The following is a 12,842-nucleotide window of genomic DNA, read 5'->3' as shown; positions in this document are numbered from 1 at the left end:
ACTTAAGTTCATTAAAGAAGACTACACAGTGAATTTCTTATCCATTTCGTTTAAAAAATAAAATATTTACCTTTATATTAAATTACATTTTTCTATTATGGAAACCAAACAGCAAGAACAAAAAAAATCCAATGTCAATAAGGTCTTAATTCTGATTATTGCCCTGCTTACAGTGTTTTGTGGGGTTTTGGTTTGGCAATATATTGAGTTAAATAAAGCAGTAAAGGTTGAGGTAACAGAAAAGCTCGAAGTAACTGAAGAAAAAGATGCACTAACTGTAGAATTGGAAAATATGCTTAGTGAATACGATAATTTACAATCAAACAATCAGACTTTGCAAGGTGAAATGGATATGCAACGCGAAAAAATCGAGGAATTGCTTAAAGAGGTGGAAAAAAACAAGGGCAATACTGCCATGATGCATAAGTATAAAAAGGAAACAGAAACTCTTCGCAAAATCATGCATAATTACGTTGTTACAATTGATTCATTGAATACTTTAAATCAGAATTTGAAGACTGAAAATGTTCAAGCTTATGCCAAAATAAGCCTACAGCAAACCAAATTCGAAGAATTAAATAAAGAGAAAACAAATTTGGTGCAACGGGTGGAAAATGCCTCTATCCTTTCAGCTATTAGTGCAGTGGGTACTGCGGTTACCTACAAATCAAGCGGAAAAGAATCGGAGACTAACCGCGCCAAAAAAGCCGAAAAAATTAAAGTATGCTTTACTCTTGGAGAAAATAAAATAGCAGAAAAAGGTACTCGTGAGGTTTTTGTAAGAATTTTGTCTCCTGAAGGAAAAGTTCTGGCAGAAGGTGCTGATGATAATTATATGTTCTCCTTTGATGGCATTAGAGGCTTATATAGCGCAAAAAGAAATGTGGAATACCAAAATGAAGTTATTACTGGTTGTGCTTATTTCACAGTTAAGGAGACGGAAATTCTTCCAAGTGGCTTATATGTAGCTGATATTTATGCTGACAAAGCAAAGATAGGATCGGTTAATTTCGAGCTTAAATAAATTAATTTATATTTTTTCGTTTTTTCAGCTAAGCTTCTTTTTGGCTAAATAATTGAATTCAAACTTCTCTTTCAAACAATAATTTGAGGTGATAATGTTAACTTTATTCATCGAATTCTTGATTCATTATTTTGAATAGTTTATATTTACTTTTTGATAGAAAAACACGTAAATTAAAATGAAAAAGTCCATTGTTACTGCGCTGTTTTGTTTTATTGCAGTTGCCCTTATTGCCCAGAATTCCTCCCGAGAACAATTTGATAAAGGTTTAGAACTTTATTATCAGAAAAATTACCATAATTCCATAATAAGCTTCTCCAATGCCATTAAGGAGGATAAAAAGTTTGAACTCGCCTATTATAACAGGGGTTTGTGTAAGTATAACCTGCATGATTATAAGGGGGCTATAAAAGATTTCAATTTAGCGGCAAAATGCAATGAGAAGAATCCAAACACATACATCAATAGGGGTTTGGCTAAAAAAGCCCTTGGTAAAGGAGAGCATGCCGTTAAGGATTTTAGGCTAGCATTGCAACACGATCCAGGTAGCTGGAAAGCCTATTATAATATGGGACTTGTGCGATACAGCCAAAAAAATTATCCTGCTGCAAATGTTTTTTTTAATAAATCTTTAGAAAGTAAGCCAGATTTTATTGACGCTGTTTTTTCTTTGGGTTCAGTGAAATACCAACAAAGACAATTTCCTGAAGCAATTCAGATTTTCACCAGGGTAATTGGAATGAACAAGGAATATGAACCTGCATATTTTAATCGCGCCCTTTCTAAAATTGCGCTAGAGGATAAATCAGGGGCTTGTGAGGATTATAAGAAATCTGTTGAACTGGGTAATTCTAAGGCTTCAGTGCAATATGACCACCACTGCAAATAAAAAAAACCTTCATTTAGTTGATCATTCGCTTATAATTGATGTTTTTAAGTATTGGAAGTTTCCCTAATAAGCGCGTAAATTAATTGTGCCCAAACAATTCAATTATCCTACTTTAACAAAGTTACGTGCCCCTTGTATTCATGCATTTTTCCAAATACATCCCTTAACTTTACCATCCATACATACACATCTTGTTGGGCAATTTCATTGTTTGTCTTTCCATTTTGCACCCTTCCATCCCAGGTAATTTCCCTGTCGTTGGTATAAAATACCTGCATTCCCCATCTATCAAATATCCACATCTCGTAATCCACTATTCCTATTCCAGTGCCAAAAAAATTATCATTTATTCCATCGTTATCAGGGGTGAAAGTATTTGGAGCATAAAAGGTGAATTCAGGAATTATTTCAATTAATTTTTCAACTGTATCAGTGCAACCATAATCAGTAGAAACAAACAATTGCACAAGATAATTTCCTGGGCCATTACTTGGAAATCGATGTTTTGGATGCAATACATTTTCTAAAGATGAGCCATCTCCAAAGTTCCAAATCCAAGATGTAGCATCAGTTGATTTATTGGTAAAGGTAACAACAGGATCAAATATGCTTGCCTTTAATGGTATTGCAGCAAAGTCTGCAACAGGAGAAGGATGAACTGTTACTAATCGGGAAAAAGAACTGCTGCAACCCCTGCTTGTTTTAACATTTAAAGTAACGTTGAAAGTTCCTGCAGATTTATATGTGTATACAGGATTTTTACTGTGGTTAAGTCTTGATCCATCTCCAAAATCCCATTCCTGAAAAACAATGGATTCGCCTGTAGAAGTTGATAAATCAGTAAAATAAACAGGATCATTTAAGCAAACATCCTGTAATTTAAAATTGGCAACAGGAGCAGGAATTACCACAGCGGTTACTGTGGCCTTTTCTAAACCCGGACAGGTACTTAAATAATAGGTTGTGGTTTGAGTTAAAACAGGGGTTGAAAAAGAATTTCCTGTGCCAATCAATTGTCCATTAACAGGAGCATCAAACCAAAAAATTGTTGTACCGGAAGGATACGATCCCTGTAGTTTTGCAAAAAGAAGAGCACTATTTCCTGAACATACAGTATCGTTAATAGGGAGTATCGTGTAATTATAATTAATTATCTTTTCATTGTCAAAACCATTTCCCCCGCTTGTTGCTCCGTTTGGTATAAACTCAGAAACACCGGCAGCATTTGTTGTTCCATTTTTTCCTCCTTTTGCAATACGTGAAATATTCCCATTTGAAATGGCAATATATCCTCCGCCACCACCTCCTCCAGGTCCTTCCGACTCAAAAGGATTGTTGGGATTGTTATACACTTGATTTCCTCCATTCCCACCATTGGCAACAATTGAAATCCCATTGATTGCACCTGATGCATTTAAAATTACAGTTCCACCGCCTCCTGCTCCGCTAGCAGCATCTTTTCCGAGGCCAAATGTATTCGCCCCATTGGATCCATTTGCATTTATCTGTCCAGTTCCAGATACCGTTCCATAGCAAAGCATGTAAATTAATCCCCCTCCAGCCCCTGCAGCACCAGAGCATCCATCGTTTGCATCACCCGAACCTCCTCCCCCTCCTAGAAATAATCTTCCAGTGGAATAATCCAAAGGTCTTCCTCCTTTTCCACCTGTATTTTTTCTATTGTCTCCTTCCCAGGTAACTTCACCTGGCCCGGTATAAATTGCGTCTTCATCCTTTAAAGCATAGGTATACCCGCCTTTGCCACCACCAGTAGATGTTGTATTGGAAAAACCGGGATATTCCAGGTTCCATGCATTTATCCAATTTGGATTAGAAATATCAGGGTTGCCATTACCTGTATAATCAACAAGAATACCGGCATTTGAACCTCCACCACCTCCTGAATTGTGTGCATTTCCTCCACCTCCCGCATTAGCTGGAGCACCACGGGAAAAATATCCTCCAATTAAATTGTAATCTGTTTGATATCCTCCAATACTTTCTCCCTTTTCTCCTCCATCCTTAGCATCAAAAGAGGAATATACACCTAGGCCAGGTATTGAAGAAGTATTGTTTATACCACCACCTCTGAAGCCTCGACCCATTACATTTATACTTGCCCCGGAATTAATTGCCGTTGGCCCGTTAACCTCCACACTCATTACTCCTCCGGTTGCTCCATTCCATGTTGGTGTGGTTAATTCTCCACCATTATTTAGTGTTAAGGATGAAAACCTTGGAACCCTTATTACCTGAACTTTTCCATTTGAAGAATAACTATTTTGTAAGGGACAGGATAAATTGATTGTACTGTTATTGATTATGCTGTTAACTTGCACAAATTCAAATAAGCCCGAATTATTGTAAGAAATTATTGAGCCCCAGGTGCTATCATTTACATTTCCTTTAAGGGTTGCCCCCTGCATTTGAATTATCATCAACAAATCCCCATATCCCAAAGGGCCAGAAAATAAACCATTTGAATTTAGTAATACATCGCCAACAACAAGGTTATTACTACCTGCATTGGCATTTGAATTTAGCGTGGTAAATTCATTCACTATTGTATTGGGAGTGTTAATTGTTTTGTTTCCGTCTTTTCCTTTTTGACTATAAACAGGAATTGCAAATACACAGGCCATTAAAGTTAAATGAACAATCTTTAATCTCATTTGAAATTTTTTAATTATAATTAAAGAGAACCAGAAACTGCTTTTATTAAACTCTTACGCTTAAAGAGCATCCTTGTTTATTTAAAATAATCAAGGCTTGTAGCGTTGTGTTCGTTGTGTAACAAGGGTTACAACGTGTGTTTTATTGAATTCTTGTGGGGTTTAAAAAGAAATTTAATTGCATTAAATTTTATCTGATAAAAATTGTTGCGGTTAAAGATTTAAATAATGATTTCAAAAGTGTTTTTCGTTAAGTACCTTTAATGAAAAGGTTAAATGTTTTTAAATTGAAACCAAGTAAATACAATACTTGTAGGGTTAATAAATAACATTTAACCAAACCTCCAAAGCAAAAATGATTAATGAAATCAAAAAGAATAAAAACCTGATCAGAAGTTTATTTCTAAACCTTCTAGAAAAATGCTCTTACCTGAACCCCACCGGTGTGAATAGTGCGGATAGCCTCGGAAGTTCTTCCAGTATAAGTAAGGCTTAATTGCATATTGACTGATAAATTCCTTTGGTAAGAAATACTCCAGGTGACATTTTGCCCTATTTGAAGTCCTTCAAGCATTTCAAAGGACAACAAAGTATTATCAGAGGCATTAAATTCATTTATAATATAATTCGCATTTACAAGCAAATTTCCTTTGGTCAATACACTGTATTTGATTTCAGATCCCATGTTGTGCGTAATTGCCCGTTCTCCTCCCAAATCAGGTAAGTTTTTCTTTTCCATGTATTTGTAAATAATACTTATCCTTAAATTTGTATTTGGCTGAAAAACAAACCTGGGTTCCATTTCTATGTAATTAATTACAAAATTACGGTTGCTGAGAAATTCCGATCTGCTTGTTTTTGTTCCCTTTGTAGCTGCCATATTTAAGGCATAAATCCTGGTTATGTTCCACCTGGAACGCAAGCTGTTAAAAATATTGGTGCGGGAATCAAAACCATTAACCAATATATTTTTATTTCTGTTATCCTGCCAATTGTATTCAATACCGAATTTTGGATCAGTTCGGTTGAAAAAAACAGTGTTTCTTACCGAAGAATTCAAAGTAATGAGCATGGTATCCTGAACTTCATTGAAAAAAGGATTAAATGATGAAATAGCATTATCGGTTCCTGTTCTTCGATCGATACGATATGCAGTTTGATTGGAAAATTTTGCTGCCTGCTTTCTTAAGCCTTTTTTATTGTTCCATATTGATGCAGGATTAACATTAAGTACTTCATTGAATTGATTGCTATAAACTCTTACAAATTCATTGGTTGGTGTAAAAATCTTAATATATCGGGCTAAATCCGGAAGCGGGGCCATTTCAAATTCATCTAAATCCTTAACTCCATTGTAATTTAAATCACCTATATATGCATAAACACCTTGTCCGGCAGGTACTTCAATAAATGAAAATTCTTTTTTCACCTCAAGCCCTGATCCTACCTCATAAAATGTAGTGGATGTAATGCTTCCTTTCAATAACCTTAATGAATATTCAAGTCTTCCAAGTACTGTTTCTTCAGGTTTAGCAGTAGTAAGATTTTCATTGGTAATGGAAAGTTTCCTGTAAGTTGAACTTCCCCTTAAAGTAGAATTCGGATTTTTATTTAACCCAAAATCAAAGGTAATGCTCTCGCCAAATGTTGAACGATTAAGAGTATTTTCAAAAGGCACTTGATCTATTCTTTGCCTATACCGAAGGGTATATTTATTAACTGCTGTGTCAGCATTGGAAATAAAAGTCTCCCATTCAAAATACTGGTAACTGGAAACTAGCAATGTTTCAGCCTCAATGGGTTTAATCAGGTTGCTTTCATAATCTTCCCAAAGACCCACTGTAATGTATTTCATCCTTTTTTCAATACTTGCTCTATGCCTGAAAAATTCTGAACTGCTTTTAAATCCTTCAGTCATCAGGTAACTTCCCGCAAGGTTAAAAGCATAATTCCTGTGGGTGAAATCAGCATTTAAAATATTTTTAAGGGCAGTATATTCACTTTTTGTATTAAATGAACTTAATTGGTAGTTAAAGCTACCAACATTTTTTTTGCCAAGGCCTACTCCTGCGGTTGAAATATGTTGTGATTCATTAAAAGACTGATTCAATATATTCCAGTCTCTTTCAAATTCAACAGGTCTAAAACGTTCTATACGGGTAAAATTAGCATTCACCTGTTCATAATTTGCAAGGGTGGATAAAGTCCAGCCTTTTTCCGATAAAGGATTTAATGGTTTATTGTTTATTATACCAACACGAAAAGCTAGATCCGTGTTGTCTTGTGTATCATAAGAGGAAAAAGTATTTATGTCATTATTGCTCACTGCAATTTCAAAATTTCCCAATGTGTTTTTTGTAATTTTATATTCCCCTCCAAAAGTAATCATCTGGGTTTTTTTTGGAGTCACAAGAATTGTTATTGGTTCATAGGAACCTTGCCTTATGCCGTTTACAGGGGCTATCCATTCAAATACTTTACCATTTGCAGTGCTGCTTTTTTGCACATAATTCCCCATGCCTTGCCCTACAATAGAGAATCCCAGACGATAAAATGCATTTTCTGGATTGGTGGAATATACAAATACCGAATCAAAAAAAGCACCCTGCACAAGGCTGTCTTTCAATTGATATAAAATCTGATCAGGTGTAAAGCCTACACTGTCTACATTTGTATAAAGGGCCTTATGAATACTATCCCCAATGCTTGCCATTAATTGTTGTTTCTGAGGGTCAAGTTCCTGCATTAGAGGCTGGTTTTTAGCATCCTGCTCAGAATAAATATTTAATCTTGCTTTTAAGCGGTCAGTTTCAAATTCGTTTCCCACAAAAAACAATGAACGGGCATAATTACGGTCAGAATACTGGAATTCCACTACAATTCTTTTGTCTTTTGTAATCAGTTTATTGGCTGTAAAAGTTATTTCAGCTGTATTGTAATCAATAATGTAATCGTACTCCTGTCCACGTTTGAGAAGTTGGCCATCTATAAAAACATTTTCAGTTCCAGAGAGGGCGATAATGAATGTTTCGTTTTCATTGCCTTTTAAACGGTATGGACCTTGAATTCCTTCTATTCCGGTTATTTGATTGCGTGCAAACTTTCCCCTGGAAACAGCTGCTGCTGCAGAAATTTTATAAATTCCTTTTTTTTCTTTTCCTGTATCCACAGAAGTTGAAAAATGTCCTCCCTGTGCCCTTTTATAATAATTCATAAAATAACCAGGGGGACGGATAAGTTGGAAATCTCCTGCAGTTAATTTCGTACGTTCATTAAAAACCTGTATGTAAACCTGGTCGAAATCCTGCAATTGCTGGGTGTTTCCATCAGGTTGAATTGGAATATTATTATCCGTAATTGCAGCCAGTATACTTACCTCTTCATTAATTTTACCCGATAATTGCAAATTCATGTTTGAATTAACAGCAAGATCCTGATTATTTCCCATTGTTACTCCTCTTGAAATACTTCCGTTTTTGTTTAAGCCTTCAAGTTTAAAAATATCATTTTCATTGTTATGCTCATCATAGATGTAGGAAAATGGATTTATGGCTCCTGTTTCATCGGGTTCAAGTTTTCCAAAATCTTTGTTTTGAAAAGTTTTTTTAAAATCATAAGGAAAAACCCTATAGAGTAGTTTAATGGTATCCGAATATTCTTGCTTAAAATAGAGTGAAGCGGAAAAATAATCGATCCCATAAAAAAGGGAATCGGCAATAGTGCCATCAGAAAGATAAATTATTTCTGAACCGGAAATTATGGAAAGGGAATCCAGTTTAATAGTATCCGTAATTGAAGGAATTAAATGCTTTTCCCGAAGGTTATTCCCTGTTTGGGCATAACCACCAATTCCGGCATTTAAAATGCACAGCAAAACGAGTATTTTCCTGTATGGTTTCAATAATTGAAATACATTCTTTAATAAATTCTATATTGAAAGAAAAGCGATGCTAAAAGCTTACAATTCTTTTTGTTTCACCTTGCATTTATTAATATCAAAAACACACTGCCAAAATGATTTTTCTATATAAAAAGAGAAGAATTTAATGAAATTTACCTTCACAATGAATAACCATTGAAATTTATCGTTTTTTTTAAAGTGAAAGTATAAAAAACCAGGGATAAACCCATTATACTGAAATAAAGAATAAAAGCTGCCCGGTTCAATATTTGTCATTTTAAGTATATTTGCAGCTGTTTCTGATTAATTTACAAGACAACGCTAAAATGCCTAAAATAATATCTTACAATGTAAACGGAATAAGAGCCGCAATTAACAAAGGATGGCTTGATTGGTTAAAATCAGTTAACCCGGATATTGTATGCCTGCAAGAAATAAAAGCAAGTCCATCACAATTTGATTTGGAACCTTTTATAAAATTAGGCTATCATTGCTTTTGGAATCCTGCTATTAAAAAAGGGTATAGTGGCGTTGCAATACTGAGCAAAATACAACCTTCACATGTGGAAATTGGATGTGGAATTGACAAATACGATTGCGAAGGAAGGGTTTTAAGGACTGACTTTGGCGATGTTTCTGTATTGAGTGTTTATATGCCTTCAGGATCAAGTGGTGATTTAAGACAAGCTTTTAAAATGGAATGGCTTGAAGATTTTTCTGAATACATTGAAAAGCTAAAGATTACCAGGCCTAAATTAATTATTTGCGGAGATTACAATATTTGCCATAAACATATTGATATACATAATCCAAAAAGCAATGCAAAAACTTCTGGCTTTCTTCCTGAAGAAAGAGCTTGGTTTGATGGATTTATCAATTCTGGTTTTTTGGATTCCTTTAGGCATTTTAATACAGATGCTCATCAATACACCTGGTGGAGTTATAGAGCAAATGCCAGAGTCAAAAATTTGGGATGGCGCATTGATTACCATTTGGTAACTGAAAATTTAAAAGATAAACTTAAAAGTTCTTATATTTTACCTGATGCTATTCACTCTGATCATTGTCCGGTAATGGTGGAAATGGATTTTTGATCATAAAAAAAAGAGCCCGCAACGCTCTAAATGTTTTTAAAGAAATCAATTACCACAAAAACCTGAAAAAGAGGGAAGATCCTAATATTCAACCTCTTTAATTACACTACCGTTTTCATCCCAATAAGTCCATTTTCCTGATTCCTTATTGTTTTCAAAATGGCCTTCATAATACTTTTTTCCGTCAGAATTCCATGTAGTGGTGCTCCCATGTTTTCTTCCTTTATCAAACCAAGTCTCACTCCAGGGCATTCCATCTTCATAAAAAGAAACCCATTTGCCTTCTCTTTTTCCATTGAGCATATTTCCCTGTATTCTAAGCTGTCCGTTTTTATAAAATGTTTTATGCAATGCCATCTCACCTGATTTAATAACCTCTGTTTTTAATTCAGGAGAAGTTTCAAGTGGTGTTTCATTTCTTTCTTCAGCAATTTGCGATTGATTGCATGAAAAAAAGACCAATAAAAAAGGAATAAGTAAAATGAGCAGTTTTTTCATCTTTTTAATTATCTGTCACGTTCAGTTGTATACCGTACGAGTTGTTCAAGGGAAGTTCTTGCCTGGCAGTCATTCATTTCGTTTAGCAGCTGCAATGCTTTTGCTTTGTACTCGTTCATTTTTTCACGTGCATATTCAATTCCTCCGCTCTTTAAAACGTAATTAATCACTTCGGCAACCCGAATTGGATCCTCATTGTGATTTTTAATAATATTGATTATCCTTTTTTTGTCTTCAGAGGAAGCCTTGCTTAAGGCAAAAATCAAGGGGAGTGTCATTTTTTTCTCTTTAATGTCAATGCCAGATGGTTTTCCGGTATTCTCACCATTTCCATAGTCAAAGAGATCATCTTTTATTTGAAAAGCTATTCCGGTATTTTCACCAAAATCATTCATTAGCTTTATCGTTTTTTCATCAGCACCGGCAGAGGCAGCACCACAGGCGCAACATGATGCAATAAGAGAAGCTGTTTTTTGCCGTATTATCTCAAAATAAACAGGCTCTTGAATATCCAATTTCCTTGCTTTTTCTATTTGCAAAAGTTCGCCTTCGCTCATTTCCCTCACTGCATTAGCTACAATCCCTAAAAGTCTGAAGTCGTTGTTGTCAACGGATAACAACAAGCCTTTAGACAAAAGGAAATCTCCCACTAAAACTGCAATCTTGTTTTTCCATAAGGCATTTATTGAGAAAAAACCCCTTCGCATATTGGCATCATCCACAACATCATCATGAACAAGAGTAGCAGTGTGCAATAATTCAATCAAAGAGGCTGCCCTGAAAGATGAATCATTAATTCCCCCACAAAGCTTTGCCGATAAAAAAACAAACATAGGTCTCATTTGTTTGCCTTTGCGCTTTACTATGTAATGGGTAATTTTATCCAGCAAAGGAACTGAGCTTTTCATTGAGTCTTTGAATTTTATTTCAAATTCAGACATTTCGCTTGCAATGGGAGCTTTTATTTCTTTTAAATTCAGCATGAAATGAGTAGGCAGATTCTGTTTTTTAATTTCCTTGCAAAATTAACTTAATTATGTCAATCACCATCCTCTGAATTTCGATTTTCCAGGTATCCGCTCTGCTTTTTTTCTTCATTTGCATTTTTGGATGACAAAAAGGTCATTTTACCCATTTTATAGGTGTTTTTCTTTTGGCCATAAATAATTGCCTGATCAATTTTTACTTGAGAAAACACTTTAGGCCTTACAATAACTTTTTGATCCCTTGCAGCAAACAACGGGGATTTTTTTACTTTCCCAGATTCATCAACAGTAACAAGTGCTACAACAGCCTTTCTTGGATTATTCATGTACTTTATGTTTTTCCCTTTCTCAGGTACTATGTTTCTTATATGATCATTAAAAACAATAGAAATTGTTGAATTGTCGTAAGCAAATATATAGGAGGAGTAAAAACCATGATCATTTATGGAATGTTGTTTTTTGGGAATTTTCCTTGTCCAGGCAATGGATCCGTCAGGATTTATATTCACAATTACAATATCATTGAAATAATAATGGTAATTGCAATTGCGAATCCCTGTTCTGGGATCATAATTACATACCATGGTAGAATAATACTGTTCTCCCGCCAAAATAGCTCCACCATCTTCTCTTATTACAAAATGATCAATAAGGTAACTGAAAAGTTCTTTGCCCTTATCAATGCTCCGCTCATTCATAAATTCTCCCAAAAAACTTCTGTCAAACTCTTTTATGCCCCTTGCGGTTACTTTTTGGGTTGAAAGGTCAATTTTTAAATAAAAGGAACCGGCAATCAGGCTCTTTTGCTCCTGGTAGGATACACTGGAAAAACCGAAATTAGTATTGGAATTAGATTGGCCCTTTGTTGTATTTGAGTAAAAGCCTGCTGCCACTAATTCTCCCGAACCACTCAATTTGAATGCTATATCTGAAACGGATTTATCCTTAATACTTACCTCATACTCTTTTACAATATCATCTGAATAAAAATAGGAAAGAATAGTGTAAAAATAATCTGCCTGCTTTTTTTCGGCTTTCTCGGGTTTCATGTTAACCTTGGCAAGCATATGAGCATTTCCAAAATTATCAACTATATGATTTGTAATACTTAACTCCCTTCCTGAATAGGGCATTTCCAGTTCTGTTGACCAAATTTTATTTAAATCAACATCTAAAACAGTATACGCTATTTTTTCATTGGCATAATTCTCAAAAGGCTCATTGCTACAAACAAGAATCTTTGAATTATCTTCAGAAAGTACAATCTCAAAACTTCCTGTATTCTTTTTTTGAAGGGTATGTATTTCATTAATTCGGATTAATTCAGATACTCCTCTACCAATCTCATCTAAATATTGGGCATAAACTGTATTTGTTCCAGCTTCCTTATCATAAAAAGAAGTAAATAATAAGAGCTTTTCATTGATGTAAAAAAGCTGCTCGTATTTTACACTTTCACCCTTAATTTTAGGAACAAGAATCATGTTCGAACTTTGCAAGCTTACATTATCGTTGGAATACCTTTCTAAAAACAATTCCCCTTCTTTTGACCTTGTTTGTCCTTGGTTTCGAAGCAAATAAAAACCTTTTTCATCCTCCCCAATTATTTTTTTTATAAATGATTTTTTTGGGATTTTGTAATCTTGTCCCCATTTTACTTTAACATCTTGAGAAAATGCCCCAAAACAAATTAAAAAAAGAACAATAGGAAGGAGGGTAGTTTTCATTTGAAATGAGAGTTTTAATTTCGTCCGCATTAAAAAGCACTAATAGCAAGC

Annotated in this window: 8 protein-coding genes; 3 read left to right on the top strand and 5 right to left on the bottom strand. The window is 34.7% G+C overall.

The genetic code is table 11. The features are described from left to right. Positions 1-97 precede the first annotated feature (97 nt). Positions 98-1,024, top strand: a complete 927-nt coding sequence (locus H0V01_01780) for a hypothetical protein (GenBank protein MBA2582099.1) — start codon at positions 98-100, stop codon at positions 1,022-1,024. 178 nt (positions 1,025-1,202) lie between these two features. Continuing rightward, positions 1,203-1,913, top strand: coding sequence for a tetratricopeptide repeat protein (locus H0V01_01775; protein MBA2582098.1), 711 nt, complete (start codon positions 1,203-1,205; stop codon positions 1,911-1,913). 107 nt (positions 1,914-2,020) lie between these two features. On the opposite strand, the gene H0V01_01770 is transcribed toward H0V01_01775, so the two are convergent. Both H0V01_01770 and H0V01_01765 read right to left on the bottom strand, forming a co-directional pair. Continuing rightward, positions 2,021-4,585 (bottom strand): gliding motility-associated C-terminal domain-containing protein, encoded by a 2,565-nt coding sequence (locus H0V01_01770; protein ID MBA2582097.1) that lies wholly within the window; start codon positions 4,583-4,585, stop codon positions 2,021-2,023. A gap of 412 nt (positions 4,586-4,997) precedes the next feature. Then, a complete protein-coding gene (locus H0V01_01765; protein ID MBA2582096.1) occupies positions 4,998-8,486 on the bottom strand; it encodes a hypothetical protein in 3,489 nt (1,162 codons plus the stop codon). A gap of 326 nt (positions 8,487-8,812) precedes the next feature. Here H0V01_01765 and xth point away from each other — a divergent pair, with 326 nt between their 5' ends. Continuing rightward, positions 8,813-9,580, top strand: coding sequence for an exodeoxyribonuclease III (gene xth / locus H0V01_01760; protein ID MBA2582095.1), 768 nt, complete (start codon positions 8,813-8,815; stop codon positions 9,578-9,580). Between the two features lie 81 nt (positions 9,581-9,661). Here xth and H0V01_01755 read toward each other — a convergent pair whose 3' ends face one another. The 3 genes from H0V01_01755 to H0V01_01745 are packed head-to-tail and all read right to left on the bottom strand — an operon-like array spanning position 9,662 to position 12,791. Further along, positions 9,662-10,078, bottom strand: coding sequence for a hypothetical protein (locus H0V01_01755; protein MBA2582094.1), 417 nt, complete (start codon positions 10,076-10,078; stop codon positions 9,662-9,664). 8 nt (positions 10,079-10,086) lie between these two features. Further along, positions 10,087-11,061, bottom strand: a complete 975-nt coding sequence (locus H0V01_01750; GenBank protein MBA2582093.1) for a polyprenyl synthetase family protein — start codon at positions 11,059-11,061, stop codon at positions 10,087-10,089. 56 nt (positions 11,062-11,117) lie between these two features. Further along, entirely contained in the window at positions 11,118-12,791 is a 1,674-nt protein-coding gene (locus H0V01_01745) for a hypothetical protein (protein MBA2582092.1), read from the bottom strand. Positions 12,792-12,842 lie beyond the last annotated feature (51 nt).

Source organism: Bacteroidota bacterium (genome assembly GCA_013696965.1).
Lineage (GTDB): Bacteria > Bacteroidota > Bacteroidia > JACCXN01 > JACCXN01 > JACCXN01.
The sequence above is the reverse complement of the archived record's forward strand: the minus strand, read 5'-3'. Positions and strand labels throughout refer to the sequence as shown.

Bases quoted from the DNA above. Each gene is read 5' to 3' on its own strand.
- H0V01_01750 (MBA2582093.1), bottom strand. From the start codon at position 11,061: ATGCTGAATTTAAAAGAAATAAAAGCTCCCATTGCAAGCGAAATGTCT.
- H0V01_01770 (MBA2582097.1), bottom strand. From the start codon at position 4,585: ATGAGATTAAAGATTGTTCATTTAACTTTAATGGCCTGTGTATTTGCA.
- H0V01_01745 (MBA2582092.1), bottom strand. From the start codon at position 12,791: ATGAAAACTACCCTCCTTCCTATTGTTCTTTTTTTAATTTGTTTTGGG.
- H0V01_01755 (MBA2582094.1), bottom strand. From the start codon at position 10,078: ATGAAAAAACTGCTCATTTTACTTATTCCTTTTTTATTGGTCTTTTTT.
- H0V01_01780 (MBA2582099.1), top strand. From the start codon at position 98: ATGGAAACCAAACAGCAAGAACAAAAAAAATCCAATGTCAATAAGGTC.
- xth (MBA2582095.1), top strand. From the start codon at position 8,813: ATGCCTAAAATAATATCTTACAATGTAAACGGAATAAGAGCCGCAATT.
- H0V01_01775 (MBA2582098.1), top strand. From the start codon at position 1,203: ATGAAAAAGTCCATTGTTACTGCGCTGTTTTGTTTTATTGCAGTTGCC.